At 37.1% G+C, this 20614-nt stretch carries 20 protein-coding genes; 11 read left to right on the top strand and 9 right to left on the bottom strand.

What is annotated here, in order from left to right; translation table 11 throughout:
- Positions 1 to 80 precede the first annotated feature (80 nt).
- Together REB14_RS19505 and REB14_RS19500 are read left to right on the top strand one after the other, a co-directional pair.
- Complete coding sequence (locus REB14_RS19505) at positions 81 to 878, top strand: SDR family oxidoreductase (RefSeq protein WP_079241466.1); 798 nt, start codon at positions 81 to 83, stop codon at positions 876 to 878.
- A gap of 79 nt (positions 879 to 957) precedes the next feature.
- Positions 958 to 1872 (top strand): helix-turn-helix domain-containing protein, encoded by a 915-nt coding sequence (locus REB14_RS19500; protein ID WP_079241467.1) that lies wholly within the window; start codon positions 958 to 960, stop codon positions 1870 to 1872.
- Positions 1873 to 1924: 52 nt separating this feature from the next.
- Here the strand turns inward: REB14_RS19500 and REB14_RS19495 are convergent, their stop codons facing one another.
- Positions 1925 to 2536 carry a GNAT family N-acetyltransferase gene (locus tag REB14_RS19495; RefSeq protein WP_079241468.1) on the bottom strand — a complete coding sequence of 204 codons (612 nt, stop codon included), beginning with the start codon at positions 2534 to 2536 and terminating at the stop codon, positions 1925 to 1927.
- 192 nt (positions 2537 to 2728) lie between these two features.
- On the opposite strand from REB14_RS19495, the gene REB14_RS19490 reads away from it, so the two are divergent.
- The 3 genes from REB14_RS19490 (at position 2729) to REB14_RS19480 (ending at position 5607) form a co-directional block, all read left to right on the top strand.
- Positions 2729 to 3886, top strand: coding sequence for an MFS transporter (locus REB14_RS19490; RefSeq protein WP_309523029.1), 1158 nt, complete (start codon positions 2729 to 2731; stop codon positions 3884 to 3886).
- A 121-nt stretch (positions 3887 to 4007) separates the two neighbouring features.
- Positions 4008 to 4865: a helix-turn-helix domain-containing protein gene (locus tag REB14_RS19485; RefSeq protein ID WP_079241470.1), complete on the top strand. Its 858-nt coding sequence runs from the start codon at positions 4008 to 4010 to the stop codon at positions 4863 to 4865.
- A gap of 91 nt (positions 4866 to 4956) precedes the next feature.
- The gene (locus REB14_RS19480) at positions 4957 to 5607 is read left to right on the top strand and encodes an HD domain-containing protein (protein ID WP_309523028.1); all 651 of its coding nucleotides are present in this window, start codon (positions 4957 to 4959) and stop codon (positions 5605 to 5607) included.
- Between the two features lie 68 nt (positions 5608 to 5675).
- On the opposite strand, the gene REB14_RS19475 is transcribed toward REB14_RS19480, so the two are convergent.
- Complete coding sequence (locus REB14_RS19475) at positions 5676 to 6065, bottom strand: hypothetical protein (protein ID WP_309523027.1); 390 nt, start codon at positions 6063 to 6065, stop codon at positions 5676 to 5678.
- 38 nt (positions 6066 to 6103) lie between these two features.
- The gene (locus tag REB14_RS19470) at positions 6104 to 7480 is read right to left on the bottom strand and encodes an MFS transporter (RefSeq protein ID WP_079241473.1); all 1377 of its coding nucleotides are present in this window, start codon (positions 7478 to 7480) and stop codon (positions 6104 to 6106) included.
- A 71-nt stretch (positions 7481 to 7551) separates the two neighbouring features.
- On the opposite strand from REB14_RS19470, the gene REB14_RS19465 reads away from it, so the two are divergent.
- From REB14_RS19465 to REB14_RS19455, 3 genes are all read left to right on the top strand, one after another.
- Positions 7552 to 8397, top strand: a complete 846-nt coding sequence (locus tag REB14_RS19465) for an AraC family transcriptional regulator (RefSeq protein WP_309523026.1) — start codon at positions 7552 to 7554, stop codon at positions 8395 to 8397.
- 112 nt (positions 8398 to 8509) lie between these two features.
- Positions 8510 to 9004 carry a MarR family winged helix-turn-helix transcriptional regulator gene (locus REB14_RS19460; RefSeq protein WP_309523025.1) on the top strand — a complete coding sequence of 165 codons (495 nt, stop codon included), beginning with the start codon at positions 8510 to 8512 and terminating at the stop codon, positions 9002 to 9004.
- Positions 9001 to 9765 (top strand): hypothetical protein, encoded by a 765-nt coding sequence (locus REB14_RS19455; protein WP_309523024.1) that lies wholly within the window; start codon positions 9001 to 9003, stop codon positions 9763 to 9765. The genes REB14_RS19460 and REB14_RS19455 overlap by 4 nt, the downstream gene beginning before the upstream one ends.
- Positions 9766 to 9925: 160 nt before the next feature.
- On the opposite strand, the gene REB14_RS19450 is transcribed toward REB14_RS19455, so the two are convergent.
- Positions 9926 to 10168, bottom strand: coding sequence for a hypothetical protein (locus tag REB14_RS19450; RefSeq protein ID WP_114821848.1), 243 nt, complete (start codon positions 10166 to 10168; stop codon positions 9926 to 9928).
- Between the two features lie 194 nt (positions 10169 to 10362).
- On the opposite strand from REB14_RS19450, the gene REB14_RS19445 reads away from it, so the two are divergent.
- Positions 10363 to 11658, top strand: a complete 1296-nt coding sequence (locus tag REB14_RS19445) for a cryptochrome/photolyase family protein (RefSeq protein ID WP_309523023.1) — start codon at positions 10363 to 10365, stop codon at positions 11656 to 11658.
- Between the two features lie 98 nt (positions 11659 to 11756).
- On the opposite strand, the gene REB14_RS19440 is transcribed toward REB14_RS19445, so the two are convergent.
- The 5 genes from REB14_RS19440 to REB14_RS19420 all read right to left on the bottom strand — a co-directional run bounded on the left by REB14_RS19440 (position 11757) and on the right by REB14_RS19420 (position 18036).
- Positions 11757 to 12452, bottom strand: coding sequence for an ABC transporter ATP-binding protein (locus tag REB14_RS19440; protein ID WP_034696659.1), 696 nt, complete (start codon positions 12450 to 12452; stop codon positions 11757 to 11759).
- Positions 12446 to 13792 (bottom strand): DUF3526 domain-containing protein, encoded by a 1347-nt coding sequence (locus REB14_RS19435; RefSeq protein WP_309523022.1) that lies wholly within the window; start codon positions 13790 to 13792, stop codon positions 12446 to 12448. Before REB14_RS19435 ends, REB14_RS19440 begins: the two co-directional genes overlap by 7 nt.
- Complete coding sequence (locus REB14_RS19430) at positions 13793 to 15238, bottom strand: ABC transporter permease (RefSeq protein ID WP_309523021.1); 1446 nt, start codon at positions 15236 to 15238, stop codon at positions 13793 to 13795. It abuts the gene before it with no gap.
- 3 nt (positions 15239 to 15241) lie between these two features.
- Positions 15242 to 17494: a TonB-dependent siderophore receptor gene (locus REB14_RS19425; protein ID WP_309523020.1), complete on the bottom strand. Its 2253-nt coding sequence runs from the start codon at positions 17492 to 17494 to the stop codon at positions 15242 to 15244.
- 188 nt (positions 17495 to 17682) lie between these two features.
- Entirely contained in the window at positions 17683 to 18036 is a 354-nt protein-coding gene (locus REB14_RS19420; RefSeq protein ID WP_079241482.1) for a hypothetical protein, read from the bottom strand.
- Positions 18037 to 18252: 216 nt separating this feature from the next.
- Between REB14_RS19420 and REB14_RS19415 the strand changes: the two genes are divergently transcribed.
- Both REB14_RS19415 and pelA read left to right on the top strand, forming a co-directional pair.
- Positions 18253 to 19440 (top strand): DUF4861 domain-containing protein, encoded by a 1188-nt coding sequence (locus tag REB14_RS19415; RefSeq protein ID WP_309523019.1) that lies wholly within the window; start codon positions 18253 to 18255, stop codon positions 19438 to 19440.
- 70 nt (positions 19441 to 19510) lie between these two features.
- On the top strand, positions 19511 to 20530 hold the full coding sequence (gene pelA, locus REB14_RS19410; protein ID WP_309523018.1) for a pectate lyase: 1020 nt from the start codon (positions 19511 to 19513) through the stop codon (positions 20528 to 20530).
- Positions 20531 to 20614: the final 84 nt, after the last annotated feature.

Genomic DNA, 20614 nt, shown 5'->3' with positions numbered 1-20614 from the left:
GGCTACAGCTTACCCCATTTTGGCAACTCCTGCGTTTCTTCTAATGCTGAACTTTGTCCTGTAATTTTAAACCAAGAAAAATGAAAACAATTTTTATAACAGGTGCTTCTACAGGATTAGGAAAAGCAACTGCCCAATTATTTCAAAACAAAGGATGGAAAGTAATCGCAACGATGAGAAATCCTGAAGCAGCGGCTGATCTTGCCACTTTGGAAAACGTAACTGTACTTCCTCTTGATGTAACCAACTTCGACCAAATACAGTCTACAGTGAAACAAACCTTGGAACTCACTGATGTAGATCTGGTTTTTAATAATGCAGGGTATGGTCTTATGGGGCCTCTGGAAGCATTATCGGACGACCAGATTGCAAGACAGTTAAACACCAATTTATTAGGAGTTATTCGCGTAACGCAGGCCTTCATCCCATATTTCAGAGAGAAAAACAACGGAATGTTTATTTCTACTACTTCCATTGGTGGCTTGATAGCTTTCCCTTTAAATTCTATTTACCATGCTACAAAATGGGCGTTGGAAGGCTGGAGCGAAAGTATGGCTTTTGAGCTGAATCAGTTTGGAATTGATATTAAAACCGTTTCTCCCGGAGGAATTAAGACTGACTTTGTAAGTCGTTCTTTAGATTCCGCTTCAAGTCCTGCCTATGAAGAAATGATAGATTCCTTGTTTTCCAAAATGGGAGGAATGATGGAAGTGGCTTCTACTCCTGAACAAATTGCAGAAGTAGTGTATGAAGCAGCTACTGATGGCAAAAGAAATCTGAGATATGTAGCCGGAGAAGATGCTAAAGCTTTGTATGCTCAGCGTCTTGAATTGGGTGATGAAATATTCAGAGACCAGTTAGGAAAACAGTTTCTTTAATCCGGATTTTTTTTAAGGTAGCATAAAGTAAATCTTCTTTATACTGCCTTTTCCACCAAATAATTTATAATTTTATATCATGGAAAAGAAAGATAATGCTCCTTTGAAAATTTCATCCATATCAGAACTGCACAGCATGCTGCAGCTCCCAAAACCCCTTCATCCCTTGGTAAGCCTTGTTGATAATACAAAGATGAGTATCAAAAAGGATATGCTGAAGCGAAGTTTTATCCTGAATTTTTATAAAATCTCTTATAAATATTCTACCAACGGAAAAATGGGCTATGGACAGGGATATTATGATTTTAATGAGGGAGGAATGATGTTCACGGCTCCCGGACAGGTTCTTTCTACTGATGAGAATGCGGAATATTGTGGATACACCTTGATGGTACATCCGGATTTTATCAGAAGTTATCCTTTGGCAAAGAATATCAAAAACTTTGGTTTCTTTTCTTATGATACGAATGAAGCACTGCACTTGTCTGATCAGGAAAAGACAATCATTACAGGGTTACTTGACAATATTGGAAATGAACTGAATACCGCTATTGATGAAGTAAGTCAGGACGTTATTGTTTCTTATATGGATGTTCTTCTCAATTACAGCAACCGTTTTTATAAAAGACAGTTTATCACCAGAAAGGCGGTTAATAATGATTTATTGACCAAAATGGATGTTGTGCTGGAAAACTATTTCAATCAGCAGGAAACATTAAATAAAGGACTTCCTACAGTAGAATTTCTGGCCTCTACACTCAATTTGTCACCTCATTATCTGAGTGATATGCTTCGTAATCTTACAGGATTGAATGCTCAGCAGCATATTCATGAAAAACTGATTGAGAAGGCGAAAGAATATCTTACTACCACAGGTTTTTCTGTATCTGAAGTAGCGTATGCTCTTGGATTTGAACATCCGCAGTCCTTCAACAAACTGTTTAAAAAGAAAACCGATAAAACACCGTTGAGCTACAGACAGTCTTTTAACTAAATAAATTAAAAGCACTTGGTTCAAATATCAGGTGTTTTTTATTGTATGCTTTTTAGCCAACACGTTGCTTTTCTTTGATTAAAGCTTCAATTTTACATTTTGCAGTGGTCCATTCATCATCCAAAATACTGTAATAAGCTGCATTTCTTGTACTACCATCGCTGAGAACTTTGTCTTTACGTAAAATACCTTCAAATACACCACCAATTTTTTCGATGGCTTTTCTTGATCTGAGGTTATTATCTTTTGTTTTTAATTGTACTCTGTTGGTTTTCAGTACGTCAAAGCAAAAGGTGAGGAGCAGGAGTTTGCATTCAAGGTTGATGGTTGTTCCCCAGAATTCTTTGGTGACCCAGGTCCATCCGATTTCCAGTTTCCGGTCTGCAGGGTAAATTTCAAAAAAGCGTGTGGAACCAATCAGCTTTCCGGTTTCTTTATGGCGTATAACAAATGGGTACTGATTTCCAGCTTCTCTTTCTGATAAGGCAAATTCATAGGTTCTATAAAACACTGTTTCGTCTGAGCAGTCTGTAGGAATTAGTTCCCAGAGTTCTTTATCTGAAGCAGCAGTATATAATTCTTCAAAATGCTGTTTTTCAAGAGGAATTAATTCAATTGTTTCTCCTTTCAAAATAGTCGGATAGGCAATCCATTTTTCTTTCATGGTTCATTTTTATAGATCGAAATTAAAAAAAAATGAATATCTGTTTTCAAATAATAAAGTGATTTTCTACCATGATAAGGTCTGAATTTCTGTTATTGGTTAAAATGGAACATAAAAATGACAAAAATGAACTAGATTTTAATGGAGTTGGGTGTCTAAATTTGCAAAAGGAATTTTTATCACCCTGTTATAATGAACGAGAGAGAATCTTTTAATGGCAAAATGCCAACAGCCTGTTTTTTACTTTTCTTTGCCCATGGGCTTGTTTTTTCTTCCTGGGCGAGCCGTATTCCTATCATTAAAACAGCGCTTTCCATTAATGAAGCACAATTGGGAACACTTTTGCTTCTTATGCCGATAGGACAGCTTTCAACAATGGTTTTGGCTGGAAAACTCATCAGTATCTACGGAAGCAGCGGAATTATTAAAAGATGCTTTATGCTGTATCCTTTTTTCTTGTTATTAATTGGTTTATCACCTTCATACTGGACATTAGGTGCTGTACTTTTCTTTTTTGGAGTTTCCGGAAACATGTGCAATATTGCCATTAATACTCAGGCTATAGAAATAGAATCTATCACGAAAAGAACACTTCTTTCTTCATATCACGGTGCCTGGTGTTTTGCCGGTCTTACAGGGGCAGTCATAGGTTTGTTGATGATTAATCTCCATGTGGGAACTTTTTATCATTTTGTTATTATTTTCATTCTGGTCGGTATACTTTGGTTTTACAGTACAAAAAATCTGACCAATATTATCCATAAAGCGGAACCTCAAACCAGGTCAATTTTTAAAGCAGTGAATCCTACACTAGTTGGTTTGGGAATGATAGGCTTTCTGAGTATGGCGATTGAAGGAGCTATGTTCGACTGGAGCGGGGTTTATTTTCAGACTATAGTTAAAGCACCTGAAAACCTTGTTATTCTAGGATATACAAGTTTTATCTTAATGATGACTTTAGGTCGTTTTATCGGGAATAAAATCATTGAAAAATATGGAAAAAAGATCGTTCTGCAATGTTGCGGCATATTGATGAGCAGCGGACTTTTTCTAAGTGTTTTCTTTCCGGAGCTATGGATCTGCATTATTGCTTTTATGATCATTGGCCTTGGAAGTTCCCTGAGTGTGCCTTCCGTTTACAGTACAGTAGGAAAGGTGAGTACGGTGGCTCCGAGTATTGCTTTATCATTTGTTTCCAGCATATCATTTTTAGGATTTCTGATGGGGCCACCTCTTATCGGATATATTGCAGAAAGTTTTGATCTTAGGTATTCATACGGTCTTTTTGCCTGCTTTGGAATTTTGCTGGCGATTATGGCGGGTCAGATGAAAGTCTTCAGGAAATCATAATCAATTTCTTTTTAAGGGATTTTTGACATCTTTTAAGCGTTTTTTGGCATGTTCTGGTTCATGGTCTTTGTCTAATCTTACATTTTAAAATACTTTTTATCTTTATTAAAAATTTCCTTTTATGAAACCAGTCTCAGGAATTGTATCAGAATCTGTTATTGACCATTCTTTTTCTGTAAAACGATTGGAAGATGATCTACCGTATTTAGTGGATTTTGTGAGACTTAATTATCATCATATTGTAATCATTGAAAAGGGTAAAGGAGTACTGGTGATTGATGAGCATTCTTTTGATATTGCAGATCATGAAATTTTTTTACTCTCCAAAGGTCAGATCTGCAGATTTGAAAATGATTCTGAAGTCTGTGGTTATCATATTTCCTTCGGAGACTGTTTCTGGGAAAGAGTTCCTTCCAGTGCCAGCAATTGCAAGGCAGTTTTGTTTAATAATGCTGCTGCGAATCAAAAACTGATCCCGGATCAAACCGAAACAGATGAATTTTTAAGCTTATTTAAAAGCTTACTAACGGAGTATAAAACGGAATCTTATACCAACCAGATGGATGTTCTGGCTGCCTACCTAAAAATTATAATGATCAAGCTGGCGAATGTAAAAATGATAAGAGAAGAAACTTTTGACAGCCAGGATTATATCATTTACCGCAAGTTTATGGAATTATTGAGTAGTCAGTATCACAGCCTTCATGCTGTGAATGACTATTCAGAGAGGTTGAATATTACACCAAGAAGGTTGAGTGAATTGTGTAAGCGTTGTTCTGATAAAAGTGCCAAAGAAATCATCAACGGGCAGATTATCGCGGAAGCCAAAAGACTTCTTCAGTTCAGTTCCCATTCTGTTAAAGAGATTGCTTATCAGCTTCATTTCGGTACATCGGAACAGTTCAGCCATTTCTTTAAAAAAAGTACGGAAATATCTCCTGCCAACTATCGCAGTAAGTTCATGCATATTGGAGTATAGTTTCGACAGAAATTTTGACATCTCATCGGTATTTATTGCTATTCTCAGACCTCTCCAATCAGGATATCTTTGGATAAAAATATATAAAGATATGTCAGTACATCGTATAAAAGAAGTTGCGGGAATCATCATCCCGGACAGTAAAATTGCAACCGAAGCCACAGAACTTCTCTTGGAACACGGAACGGAGTTTATTTACAATCACTCTCTGCGTGTTTTCCTTTTTTCATCATTAAATGCTAAGCGTGAAAATAAAGCTCATGACTCGGAATTATTGTATATAGCATCTGTGTTTCATGATCTGGGACTTGTTTCTCATTACAGCAGCACTGATCTGAGATTTGAGGTAGACGGAGCCAATGCAGCCAGAGACTTTTTGAAAGGCCATGGTATTGCTCAGGATAAACTTCAGCTCGTTTGGGATGCCATTGCACTTCACACTACCATTGGAATTGCAGAACATAAAGAAAATGAGGTTGCTTTAATGTATTCAGGAGTGGGATTGGATGTGATGGGAGAAGGATATGAAAACCTGAGTGCAGAACATCGGGAAGAGATTATCAGAGCATTTCCGAGAAATGATTTCAAAAAGAAGATTATTCCTACATTTTTCGGTGGTTTTGAACATAAAACAGAAACTACTTTCGGAAATATAAAAGCAGATGTCTGCGCCTTCATGATCCCGAATTTTGAAAGAAAAAACTTCTGCGACTGTATTTTACATTCTCCTTGGTCTGAATAGGTAAACAGTTCTTTCAAAAAATATAAAGCCCCGGCCTTTCTAAGAGGGTCAGGGCTGTTATATACTGTTTATATCCAGTTTTCAATAAGATGAAGCCACAGTGCTTTTTCCTTATCGAGCAGAAAGACCGCTGATGATTTTCTTTTAGTTATGATTTCTCCTGTGACTTGTGTTTCAATATAGGTCGCAAGTCCGTGATCGTCAGAATGGCTGACTTCAATATTTTCCACCTGAATACTTCGCTCCGGAAATTTCCCAAATACGGTGGGAAGCCAGTCTCCAAGCATAGAAAAGGCAACAGTATCTCCGTTTCCATTAATCATTTTAAAGTCTTGTGAAAATCCGGCTAATAACTCTTGATAAAGGCTTTCCTGATTTTTGGTTTTCCCCTGAAACCATTTTTCGATATTTCGGTGAAATTCTTCTATTTCCCAAATGATCTTTTCTGTATTGCTCATTGTTAAATGTATTATATTTTTTGATTTAAACTTATCTTTCAGTCAATAATTTTCCTTAATCTGTTTCCTGCCCAAAGCCCAGCCAGCTGAAAAAGACCTATCATTCCTATGGCGGCTGCAAATGCTTCTGTGAATCCCAGAATTGGGATCAGATTAAAAAACAGTGTACCAATAATAGCTCCTCCGGTTACACTCCCAATTTGAATTCCTATGCTTACCAACCCTGAGGCTTGTCCAGCTTTATCTTTAGAAACCAAAGAAATAGCCGTCCGCATCATGACCGGCATAATGGTACCATGTCCAAATCCTGCAATAAACAGGGTCAGAAATGTGAGAAAAGAGGGTTTCTGCTGAAAATAAAAAGTAACCGCACTCATCAGAAAGCCTGTTGTCAATAGACCTAATCCTAAGTAGATCATTTTGGATGCTGTCAGTTGTAATCTGGAAGTAATTAAGGGTGCCAGAAAAAAAGCAAGACCATAAGGAATGATGGCAAATCCTGTCTGCATTGTATTTTGATGAAGAAACTCCTGAAGGTAATAAGGATAGCAAATAAACAAACCTGCCGTGAAATTATAAAAGAAAATAATCAGAAGACTTAATGCAAAAGGTTTCTGCAGCAACAAAGCCGGATCTATGAGGATCGGACGATTATCTTGAAGCTGTACAGTTTCATATTTTAAAAATGAAATTAATAATACAATTCCGGCAATAAGAATTCCGAAAATCCACCATGCCCATCCGAATTTCTGACCAAAAATAAGAGGGCAGATGAGCATGAGTAATGCAAGGATTAATAACAAAGCTCCCACAAAATCTATCTCTGTTTGCTCTTTCTTAGTACCGTTATCCATTGTAAAATGGATCCCGAGAATGCAGATCATCGTAATCGGTACATTCACAAGAAATACCATTTCCCAGGAAAAATTTCCCCAATGCATGCTTAAAAGAATTCCCCCAAATAACTGTCCGATCACCGAAGCAAGGCCAAATACCGAACTAAAGAGACTGACAGCTTTAGGTTGTTCCTGACTGTTGAAAAGGTCTTTTATCGAAGCTAATACCTGTGGAGCAAGCAATGATGCGCCAATACCCTGAAAAAGTCTGAAAATAATCAACCATTTAACATCCGGAGAAAAAGCGCAGGCAAGAGATGAAAACAGGAAAGTGTATAGTCCTGATATGAAAACTTTTTTGCGACCGTAAATATCACCCAGACGTCCGCCACAAACAACAAGTGCCGCATAAGTGAGTCCATAAATGGCTATAACCATCTGAAGCTGATGATCACTGGCATTCAATGCTTTTTTGATGGAAGGCAGAGCCATATTGACAATAAAATAATCCAGTGGTGAAAGAAAAGCACCCGCAATCAAAAAATTGAGTGCGTGCCACCGTTTCGGATGTACATTCATATTTTTTTATGCAAAATTACCCGCTTTGTGTTCTGTTAAAATTGTACTTTTGGAGGAAAATACAGTGTATCATGAAAGGATTACCTCTTGAAGAGATTAATGTAAGAGAATTAGAGCTGAAAGAAGAGATTGTATTTAAAACAAACACTTTTCTTTCATTCATTTATATTGTCAAAGGAAAAGGAACGCTTACTTATGATGGGCGAAACATTAATTTTTCTCAGGGTAAGCTTTTCATTATTCCACAGCAGGAAGTGTATCGTTTTGAAAGTGATGCTGCTCGGCTCATCAACATTCAGTGTCCGGTGGAATTTATTGATAAAATCCGTCTGGAAGCAGACCGTATTGAAAGTTGTGAGAATTTGTATAAGTTACAATATATCAGCCATAATTATCATGCAAGAGCAGGGTGCGTTTTCAGAAATAACAATGATGAACATTTTGCAGAAACCCTTATTCTGCAAATTGCGAATGAATTCAAAAATAAGGCGGAAGATTATCTGATTATCAGAAATTGCATGTCGATCCTTCTGAACCTGATTGCCCGGAATATCATTCAGAGTGAAACTTCAGATCTGCAGGAAAACCGGAAAGCTTTTTCCATCATGAAGATCATAGCTTATATTCAACAACATATAAAGGATCGGGATAAGACAGGAATTCAGACCATTGCCGATCATTTTGGAATTTCCGGGAATTATTTCGGAGAATATTTTAAACAACAGACTGGAATTTCTTATCAGGATTATCTGCTGGACTATAGATTGAAACTGGTCGAAACCTATTTAAAATACAGCAGTGTCAGGTTAAGTGAGATTGCTTATGAACTCCAGTTCAGTGATGAAAGCCACCTTTCCAAACTTTTCAAAAAATATAGAGGAGTAACTCCCGGAGAATACAGGAAAAGTTTCAAATAGATCAATTTTGAAGTAAAGTTTTTTACTAAGGTTTAATTAAACTCATAAAAATATAAAGTTAACTATATAGTTGACTTTATATTTTTATATATTTGCTGTAAATATATTTCAGATGGATTTTGACTTTATTAAAGAACTAGGCTATAAAGCTTTGGATAGCAGGTTGAAAAGGATCAGTGACCGAATGTCTCACGATGTCCGGAAATTTTATAAAGAATTTGGAATTGATGTGGAACCCAATTGGTATCTGGTTTTTATGCTGTTGCAAAAAAAGGGTGAAATTTCAATTACGGATATTGCTGAGCCTTTGGGATATTCGCATCCATCCGTTGTGGTTATCGTTAAAAAAATGAACGAAAGCGGTTATGTTATCATCAAAAAAGACCGTGTGGATAAACGGAAACAGATCATTTCATTATCTCCCAAAGCTATTGAAATGCTTCCTCAGCTTGAGCAGATCTGGGACAGTTGTGAAAAAGCAATTCTGAAGGTATTATCAAAAGATCTTTCGATTTTCGCTTATCTGGATCATATTGATCAGGAATTAAAAAATGAATCTTTTCACCACAGGTTTAAACAGGAATATTTAAAATCAATTCAATCATGAAAGCATTAATTCTCATTACAGCATTTCTTTTTTCCACGAATCTGATTTCGGCAACGGAAACGAAAATCATGATCAGAGCCAAAGCAAGAGATGCGAAGTTTATCGGAACTTCATTGGGTGGAGCTCATATTATCATCAGAAACAAGCTTAATCAAAGAATTCTGGCAGAAGGAAATACCGCTGGAAGCACAGGAAATACCGATCTGATTATGAAAATACCCAAAATCAGAGGAAACACCATTGCAGACGAACAGACAGGAGGTTTTATGGCTGCCATAGATATTGATGAACCTACATTTGTGAATATAGAAGTGATTTCTCCTTTGAATAGCAAGCAGGCTCAGGCAGTGGTAAGTACAGAACTATGGCTAATTCCCGGGAAACATATTCTTGGGGAAGGAATAATCCTTGAGATTCCTGGGTATATTATTGATATTCTGAAACCAAGAACCCATCAGTATATTGCCCTGAAAAGTATTAAAGATAAGCCTTTCCTATTTCAGGCAAATATTGTGATGATGTGCGGATGTGTCATTGATAAAGGAGGAGTATGGAATTCCGATGAAATAGAAGTGAAAGGAATTCTGAAGAAAGACGGAAAATGGGTAAAGAATATTGATATGTCTTTAGTTTCAACCAATCTTTTTGAAGGGAATCACATAATCAATTCTCCGGGAAATTATGAGTTTGTTCTGTATGCCTATCATGAAAAAACCGGAAATACCGGCGTAGATAAGGTCAATTATGTAGTTTTTGAATAAACGAATTAAATGAAAAAGATTATCTCCAAGGTATCATTCTGAATGAAATGAAATGTAATTAAGAATCTCATATGTTTGGTTATTAATGAGATTCTTCCTTCGTCAGAATGACAGAAACCAAATTGTTCGACTTTTGAGACGACTTTTTATGCAGAACGTATTATAAAACCTGAAGTTCTTTAAAAACCTCAATGATGGCTTCAATAAGTCCTTTATCTATATTTTTTTCTGCAGCAGCATCCGGCAGAAGAGCCCTTAAATCTCCGTGATCATCACGCTCAATAACAACTTCAGTTCCATCCACATCTACATAAAGCTTATATCCATAAGAGAATGTGGCAAGCTTTCCATTGAAAAGCAGTTCTTGACCTTTATACATTACGGGTACTTCAAATTCTTCCATTGATGTAAGTTTCTATTCAATTAAATTCGGGCAAATGTCGGAAAATTTTAATTCATATCATCATAGAAACTGTAATGGTAAAGCCAAATATTGTAAATCACCGAAATTATTTATAAGTTAAAATCTGTATCTTTATCCTTAGTTATGAAGTCATTCCCAAGCAGGAATGATCAATGAAATTGAAAAGAACTTCTATGAAAAATACAATCACCCTTTTCTGGTTCAGACGTGATTTGAGGTTGGAGGATAATATGGGGTTTCATCATGCGCTCCAGTCTGATGCTCCGGTAATACCCATTTTTATATTTGATACCGATATTCTGGAAAAGCTTGAAGATAAAGAGGACCGCAGAGTAGATTATATTCATCAGGCTTTGACGGGTATTAATATTTCATTAAAAGAATACCACTCAAAAGTCAATACCTATTATGGGAAACCTATAGAAATATTCCAAAAACTATCTGAAGAATATACTATTGAAGGGGTTTTCTGTAATCGGGATTATGAACCTCAGGCGATTGAGAGAGATAAGGAAGTCTATTATTTTTTTAAGGAAAAGAATATTCCTTTTAGAGCCTATAAAGATCAGGTGATTTTTGATAAAGACCAGATCATTAAAAAAGATGGTTCACCCTATACGGTGTATACTCCTTTTGCCAAGAAATGGCGGGAAGCGTTAACACCTGAATATTATCAATCTCTTAAATTAAATTTTAAAAACCTTTTTCCACAGAAATATTCTGAGATTCTGACTTTAAAGGAGATTGGTTTCAAAAAAACGGATTTTGATTTTAAAAAACCCATTTTGGAAGCTTCTATTATAGATAATTATGATAAGTTTCGTGATTATCCGGCATTACAACATACTACACAACTCGGCATTGCTCTACGGTTCGGAACTATCAGCATCCGGAAGTGTGTTGATTTTGCGCTGAAACATAATGCGGTATGGCTTTCGGAGCTGATCTGGCGAGAATTTTTTATGCAGATTTTATATCATTTCCCTCAGGTGGTTCATCACTCATTCAAAAAACAGTATGACAATATCCATTGGCGGAATAATGAAGATGAGTTTAAACACTGGTGCGAAGGAACTACAGGGTATCCAATCGTAGATGCCGGAATGAGAGAATTGAATCAGACTGGTTTTATGCATAACCGTGTGAGAATGATCGTGGCGAGTTTTTTATGTAAGCATCTGCTGATCGACTGGCGTTGGGGAGAAGCTTACTTTGCCTTAAAACTGAACGACTACGATCTTTCCGCAAACAATGGAAACTGGCAGTGGGCGGCAGGCTCAGGTTGTGATGCAGCTCCTTATTTCAGGGTTTTTAATCCAACGGCCCAGACAGAAAAATTTGATAAAGATTTACTGTACATCAAAAAATGGCTTCCGGAATGGAATACACCAGCATATCCTTCTCCAATCGTAGAGCATACTTTTGCCCGTGAAAGAGCTTTATCAGAATACAAGAAAGCGTTAACATAAATAATATAGTATAAAAAATGCCCGGTAACGAAAACGTCACCGGGCATCAACCAATTGATATTTAATATGAAAAGTTACTTACTGAAGTAACGGAGTCATCAGATTGTTTGCAGATACAGCTCCTGTAATTCCTGTGCTGTAAATGCTTTGGAAGGTAAATTCTGTACCAGTTCTCCCTGTTTCATAATGCCAATATTGGTGGCTACACTCACTGCGTTGAAGATATCGTGAGTAGCCATTAAAACAGTTCTTCCTTCTTTACCCAGCTGACGTACAATTTCTGTAAATTCTGCTGTAGCAATGGGATCCAGTCCGCTGGTAGGCTCATCTAAAAGAAGTACTTTTGCATCTTTGGCCAAAGCAATGGCAATTCCTACTTTCTGGCGCATTCCTTTGGAGTAGCCTCCCAAAGCTTTATGATGTGCGATTTCCTGCAATCCTGTACGTTTGAGTAATGCAGCCAGTTCATCTTTCTGATAATCAAAACCTGCGATTTTGGAGAAAAAATCAAGGTTCTCTATTCCGGTAAGGTTAGGATATAAAAGCACTGTTTCAGGAATGTACGCAAGGTGTTTCTTAATCTTTTGAGGTTCTTCTTTTACCGAAATATCATTAATGAAAGCATCTCCGGAGGTCGCTTTAATGAGTCCCAGAAGAATATTGATGGTTGTACTTTTTCCTGCTCCGTTTTGCCCGAGTAGCGCAAAAATTTCTCCTTTCTTTACTTCCAGATTGAGAGAATGAAGGGCAGTAAAATCGTTGTATTTTTTATGTAAGTTGATCGTTTTTAACATAGTTTTCTGTATTTGTATTGTGAAAGGATGATGAATAAAGCAATGAAGATAAGGTAGGGAAGAAGGATCTGTATCCATTTAATAGAGGAAGAGAATTTGAAGACCTCTATCGTTTGTTGTGCCCAGTTGATAGATTCAGCATTCTTTCCGGAAAAAATAAGAGGATAGAAGAACAATCGTTTTTTCTCATGGAATTTCTTGAGGGATGAAGCATACTGCAAATGATTCTGCATATCAGATTTTGCCAGATGGCTTTCTACAAGCTGAGTATGAAGATTCGGAAGGAGATAGCCTAAATAGTTTGCTGCCTGATTCCGTTTCTGCATTTTTTCCGTATACTGTTCTGAAGATTTTGCCGATTCAAGATCTCCCATATGCTGCATGGCATAATACCATGTCCAGGTGAACGCATCATTTTCTTCCACAGTGAAATTGCTGTATTGTGGATAGGTTTTGTAAAACTTTTCCATGGTAGGACGTTTGGCTTCATCCCATTTGTTGTGATAACCTTCTCTTTGTTCCATTACTGCTTTAAGGGATTCATGAACAGGGTAGATCTTTTGTATCAGAATATTACTGCTCATCGGAATAATAAAATTGATTGCCACCCATACGATCAGAAGGATTAATGCATTCTGAGCTGATGATTTCCGGAAAGAAACAATCCATCTGCAAAGGGCAAACCAGAACAGAATATACAACCAACCGCTGATCACAAAAACAATATAGGAAGAGTCTAAGGGTATTTTAATCCAAACCGAAGCGATGATAATTAATGCAAGATAAACAGCCGTCATAGCCAAAAGACGGATGAACATCTTTTGATCCAGAAGCTTTTGCAAATTACCACTTTGAACGGAAAGCAGTTTCCAGGTTCCTCTTTCTTCTTCTTCAGAAATCAAATTATAACAGAATGCCACAATCACCAGTGGAAAAAGGAAAACAATGACAAAACTAAAGTCAAAATTTCCAACCGCTGCATTGGCGGGATTATAAAAGTCAGCATTGTAGCGTTGTTCTTCCAGATTTCGGATGGTTACTCCTTGAATAGAAGGATTTAAATCACGCATTCCGATATTTAAAGCAGCCAATTTAGGTGTTTCATTCACCAGATTGAATTTAATATAGTAAAGAACCAGTCCCAGATCATCCTTATGAAATTTTGTATTCCTTTCTATACTTTCTTTTTGAAATGCTCCACTTTTGGAGATAATATCTTCGTTTCTGTCTAAAAATTTTTTCCCTGTATAAATAGCCATCAGTCCGGCTATCAATAAAAACAGCAGTGAGATAATATAGGCTTTGTTACGGTAAAATTGGGTATATAAATAACGATTCATTTAGATTAATTTTAATTTTCTTCCACTTATTTCAATCGCAATAATGCAGACAGCCATCCAGAGAACTAATGCAGCTGCAGGTATGGGTTGTTTTTTCAGACTTTCCAGAACGGGAGTATACCGGTACTGAAAATCCGGAAACTTTTCCCAGTTGTGTTTGTCGATGACAGCAGGCGGCCCTCCATTTTCCGGTTTAATATTACTGATCTTCTCAATCTGCAAATCATTTAGATGCTGAGCCATCTGATAACGATATTCTTCTGCCTGCTTCTGAAACTGGTTATAAGAGAAGAAATCTGTGCCTGTAGCAATCATGGAAAAATTTTTGATTGCAATGGCAGGATTAATCAACCCTGAAAAATCTGTCAGATCTTGCTGTTTGTTGTAAATGGTCTGCAATTCCTTTTGATGTCTGATGTAAATCTGTGAACTTATCTTTTCTCCTTCCTTCATGACGAATCCACCGTAGTTAAAAGGAAGTTCATTGGTTGTTTTCACTTGATACTTTGCCAGTAAAGAATCTTTAATCTTTTTGAAATGCGGATCATCCGGATTATGGCTGTCTCCCGATTTTAAAATATCCTTTTCCAGAGTGGTTTCGAAAGCAATCCGGGAAGGTGCAGGATATAAATTCTGTGCTGCAAACTGAATTCCTTTAGGCAAAACAATGATGAAAAGAAGCCAGAAACCAATAAGGCTGATCAACGCAGATGAGGTACTTTTACTATTCGCAGAAACCACAACAGTCAATGTACAGATAAAAAAGTAGTAGATCATATAAGCAGGTAACAGAAATGATAATCGTAATACAATATCCGCTGTATTGGTAGTCTCCGACATGAAGGCAGCCATGAAAACAATAGGAATGACCGGAATCAGGAAACATAAAGAAAACAGCCAGAGTCCCAGGATTTTACCCCAGATAATATCCCTTCCGGAAGTTCCCTGCACACTAATGATCTTTAAAGTGGCATTTTCCCGTTCCTGAACAATTAATCCAAATCCCAGAAAAAGAATAATCAATGGAACAATACTCTGCAGAATAAAGGCACTGCTAAACGCCCCAAATCGGACTAAAGTTCCGGAACTTCCTGCTTCCGAAAGGTTGGCAGTATTTTGTTTATGAGCCTCCAGAAATATGACATTTCCTAAATAATCATCCAGTCCGTTGTCAAAAATATTTAAGGGATGCCCGATTCTGAAAACCAGATAACCATAATGGGCCATACGATGTGGATGCTTATCAGGCCTGTGCTCCCAGCTTTCCCGGACTTCTTTCCGGTATTCTTTTATTTTCGAAAAAGAATCCGTGTATTTTGTATATCCTATGCCAATACTCAGCATACAGAACAGGAGTACGGCAACAGTGGTGAGCAGATTTTGTTTTCCTTTAAACAAATCCTGCCAGGTTTTTCTTACCATCAATTGTAAGTTTGAAATAGCCATAGTTTAAAATTTATAAGTAGCAGTTAGTAAATAATTTCTTGGAGTTCCCGGGAACAGCCTCAAGTAGTTCTGAGCCCCGATCCAGTAGACTTTGTTGGTAATATTATTCAGATTAAAAGAGAGCTGAACAGTTTTTGCCGGTGTATAATATAAAGCGGCATCTATTGTAGTATAGGCGGGAAGTTCAAAACTCCTTGTGAACCACGGAACTTTAGAACTCTGATAAAGCATTCCGGCCCCAATTCCAAAGTCTTTTAGGAATTCAATAGTTGAAAAATTGTAACGGGTCCAGATATTCACCGAATTTTTAGAAGTGTTTTCTTTCCTTTTTCCTACAAGATCACGATTGGTGTCATCCAGTATTTTAGCATCAATATAGCTGTAGCCTCCGTAAATATGCCACTGAGGAAGAATATGTCCCGAAAACTCAGCTTCAAATCCACGGCTTCGGTCAGCACCACGCTGTACAAGTTCGTCAGGTTCCGAAGGATTATTGGCATTGATTAGAATATTTCTCTGGTTGATTTCATACACCGCAAGATTCAGGGAAATTCTTCCAAAAAGTTGTGCTTTGATTCCCAATTCTTTGAGATCAGAAGTTAAAGGTTTAAATCTGGCTGCAGATCCTGTAAGACTGGAGGTATTAGGCATCAACGTTACGGTATTGGATTGAGGCTGATAGCCTGTTAAATAAGTCCCATACACATTGATATGATCCGTTACACTATAAGTAATACCGAATCTGTACAGCAGTTTGTTATTGGTAAAAGAGGTTTCATTGGCTTCTTTGAAATTGGTAATATCCTGAAACCACTCCTGACGGATTCCCGATAAGATTTTAAACTTTTTCCAGGTCAAAAGATGCTGGATATAAGCTGCATGTGTTGTGGTAAGAGCAGAAGGTAAAGGCGTAATCACATTAAGTGTATTAAAATCCACACCCTGATAATTTACAGCTCCCGGATTCAGATCAAATGGTGTGACATTAGGCATTGGAATGATTGTTCCATTATAATTAACGATTTGGTACTCCGAAGCTTTTGCTGGATTGTAAGAAGAAGCTACAGAACCGTTCTTCAAAAGAAATCCTCTTGCCGCATTCTGTTGTCCGCTTTTGCTTTTTTCCCAGATCTGACTGTCATAGCCTATCAAAGCCTGATGTTGCACAGATCCTGTTTTGAATTTAAAATTAAAATAAGCATTAATGTTATCTGTAGCCCAGTTTTGCTTTCTCTGTACAAACTGCATCATGGCAAGGCTGGAAACCGGTTTGTTCTCCATATCAGGCACAAAAGAGTTGGTTGTTCTGTGCTCCTGCAGGTTTTCTCTCCAATATTGCTTCATATAGGAAGCATTGAAACTGATGGATTGGTTAAAATGATGGGCAACTGTTCCCATTATTATGAGTTCTCTGGTTTTAAAAAAATCATCCGGAGCTCCTAAATTCAGACTTCTTGGAGTGCTGTACAAATCTGTTTTTCCTGCAACTGCTCCGAAAATCGGCTGTCCTCTGTCCAAGTTTCCATAAAGATCATTGAAAATCATTTCTACATTCACGGATGTTTTTTCATTTGGAACAAAAGTGATAGAAGGTGAAATCAGAATACCGCTGTTTTTAACATGATCCCTGAATGAATGAGCATTCTGATACGCTCCGTTAAAACGATATAATAAAGTTTTACTCTTATTTAAAGGACCTGTAAGATCCGTAGTGACACGATAAGTTTCAAAACTGCCTCCCGATAAGCTGATTTCGTGACGTGGATTTGATAATGGTTTTTTCGTGACCATATTAATTGTTCCTCCAGGATCTACGCTGGACATGGTAATGCTTGCCGGACCTTTGAAAACTTCTACACGTTCTATATTGGCTGTCATAGGCTGTAGGAAATAATATTGTCTTGTCCGCATTCCATTAATGATCTGACCTTCCTCATTCTGGCTGATTCCCCGAATGTTATATTGGTTATAATAGCTGGAAGGAGAGACTCCGTTCACATTTTTCATTACATCTCCGAGCTGGAAAGCCTGACGGTCGGTGATGAGCTCTTTGGTAATGGTATTAAGCGTTAAAGGCAGATCTTTATTTTTCATAGCTATCTTGGTGGCTGCAAAAGAGTAGTCGGACATATAATCTTTAGACTTTCTTCCGATGACCTCAACGGTTTGAACCACTGTAGATAAAGAATCTTCAGAACGGGACTGAGCATACAGAAATGACGATGCGGTGATGAAACTTAGACTGAAAAGTTTCACAGAATTTGGGGAAATACAATGAATTATTCCCGAATAATTAAAATTACTGGTAGTCATGAATAGGGATGTACGGACATCGAAAATGCCCATTAATAAACGGATATCCTTACTAATGTGAAGACACAGGTATCCACGGAATTACAGTACAGACTCAAAAATCTGTAAACGAAATATTAGGGCAGCATAGATTAAGCTACCGTAGAAAATGTGGATGGGGGAGCTCTGGAGCTGAAAAAATCAAGAAGACAACGATATGAAATGGCTTTCGGCTGCGGCATCTCGTTATCATTAGTAGTGTCGATAGCAAAATCCAAATTCAAGGGTTCGGGAAGAAGAATATTAGTCATATGCATATGAAGAGCACACTGACATTCGTCGTCCTGGGAAAAGGTAGGAATTTTCTCTTCTTTTGAACCTTTTTTATAGATTACTTTACTTTTGGCGTGCCTGGCATGATCAAGACATGTCGTTACCCCGCTGACATTCGAAACAAATATCAGAAGTAAAGAAAAAACAAAAAAGACTCTGAGAAATTTTTGCATAATAGAAAGACAAATGTACAATTTAATTTGATAAAAATTGAATGATGAATAAAAAGTAGCGAATATTTTTAGCTTTTACTTGAAATCAGCAGATTGAAATTTACTGTATGGAGCACGATCGTTATTATAAATTTAATCTTAAAAGTTTAAATGAATTTCAGTGAAATATTAGTAAATTATTTATATTTTTGGTCAATTAACTAATTGATTAAATTTATGTTGATATCAAAAACTGCCTTTCGGGGCTTAAATTGCGCAATCGGTTGCATTGTTTTCGGATTTTTATCTGCTCAAAGTATTGTTCAGGTTACAAACCCTTCGGGTTTTGCCAGAAATGAAGTGGTAACTATTCCCAATACTTTATTGAAATCATTTTTAAGTAAGCATACTGAAAAAGACCTTAGAATAAAAGATGTAAAAGGAAACTGGATTCCCATTCAGTGGATTGATTATAATGGTGACGGAAAGGGTGAAGAATTACTTTTTCAGGTGAATATTGATGCAGGGAAAACAAATACTTTTACTATTGTAACAGACGGAAAGAGACAGATTCCGGAAAGCAGGGTTTCTACTTATTCGAGGCTGGTTCCTGAAAGAGTAGATGATTATGCCTGGGAAAATGATAAGGTTGCCTTCAGGGTATACGGTCCGAAGGGTCAGCAGGAAGCTTTACAAGGAATAAAAAGCAGCACCCTTTCAAGCGGTGTAGACATCTGGCTGAAAAGAACAGATCTGCCTGTTATCAACAAATGGTACAAAGGTTATCTTACAGATCCTATGTATTATCATAAAGATACAAGAGGTGAGGGTTACGATCCTTATCATGTAGGAAACAGCCGTGGAACGGGCGGAATCGGGATATGGGAAAATGAAAAACTTCAGACCTCCCAAAACTTTATATCATCCAAAACAATTGCAGAAGGTCCTTTAAGAACTGTTTTTGAACTTACTTACCAGCCATGGAGTGAATATGGAGTGAAAGAAACAAAAAGAATTTCTTTAGATCTGGATTCTAATTTCTCAAAATTTGAATCCACTTTTGAAACGGAAAAACCTGTTCCGAATTTTACTGTAGGAATTACTTTGCATAAAAACGAAGGAACAACTCAGCTGAATAATCAACAAGGCTATTATCTTCACTGGGAAAAAATAGATGATGCATTTGTAGGAGAAGGAATTGTAATAGATCCCAGAATTGTTGAAAAATCACTTGCCTTCACCTCTGAAATTCCAGATGAAAGCAATTTGTATGTTGTCACCAAGCCTTCAAAAGTTTTAACCTATTATGCCGGATTTGCGTGGCAGAAAAGCGGACAGGTTCAGACACAGAAAGATTGGGAGAATTTGCTTCAGAAACAGTCGGAAATTATTGCGAAACCATTGGTGGTGAAAGTTATTAGGTGAGAGAGTGGGAGAGTTGTAGGTTGGAAGTGTTTTAGGGTGAAATGCTCAGCTTAATTTTAAATATTAGAAAATGAATTTAAAGATATATACATTGGCATTAGGAATACTGACGGTTAACTGTTCAGCCCAGGTGAAAGATACATTAGCGGAGAAAATGCTGGTGTATCAGCTTCCGAATGGCGGTTGGGGAAAACAGCTTCAGGATAAATCGGTGGTCAACTATAATCAGCCGATTGATAAAGCTCTTTTAAAAAAAATAAAATCAACAGGTGATGATCATGCTACGATTGATAACAATGCTACTTCAAGAGAGATCAATGCGTTGATTAGAGCATATTCAACAACCAAAAATCCGGATTATTTAAAAGCAGCGGAAAAAGGAATCAGTTACCTCATTCTTATGCAGTATGAAAACGGAGGTTTTCCTCAGTATTACCCTAATTCAGGGCTCTACAGAAAGCAGGTGACCTATAATGATAATGCGATGATCAACGCTTTGACAGTTCTTTTTAACGCAGCGGAAGGAAAGAATAATTTTGATGTGGTTTCCTCGTTATTAAAAGAAAAATCAAAAATTGCCGTACAAAAAGGAATTGGGTGTATTTTAAAAACTCAGGTCCTGCAGAAAGGAGTTTCTTCCATTTGGGCAGATCAGTATCATGAGATTACACTGCAGCCGGATAAAGCAAGAGCTTTTGAGCCCATTTCATTAGCCACCGGAGAATCTGTCGGAATTGTAAGGTTTTTAATGATGCAACCGGTAACTCCTGAGATTGAAAAATCAATCAAAGCCGCCATACAATGGTTCAAAGAGAATAAAATAGAAGGGTACAGCTACAATGTTACCAAACAGAATGGAAAAGCTGTAAGAGTATTGGCTGAAGATAAAAATTCCGTGATCTGGGCAAGATTTTATGATATTCATACCAATAAACCTTTGTTTGGAGACCGTGATGGAAGTGTAAAATATAACTACAATGAAGTCTCAGAAGAAAGAAGAAACGGTTACAGTTGGTTTGGTGATTTTGCAGAAAAGCTTTTAGTCAAAGAATACCCGAAATGGCTGGAGAAAAATAAATTAAATGAATAATTGGTATTCAATAAGAGCGGGTTTTACCCGCTTATTTTTTTCAAATAAAAAAGAGCATCTCATTTCTGAGACGCCCTCTTCCTT

It is taken from the genome of Chryseobacterium metallicongregator (genome assembly GCF_031324065.1).
Lineage (GTDB): Bacteria > Bacteroidota > Bacteroidia > Flavobacteriales > Weeksellaceae > Chryseobacterium > Chryseobacterium metallicongregator.
This window is presented reverse-complemented; position numbering and strand designations above follow the sequence as displayed.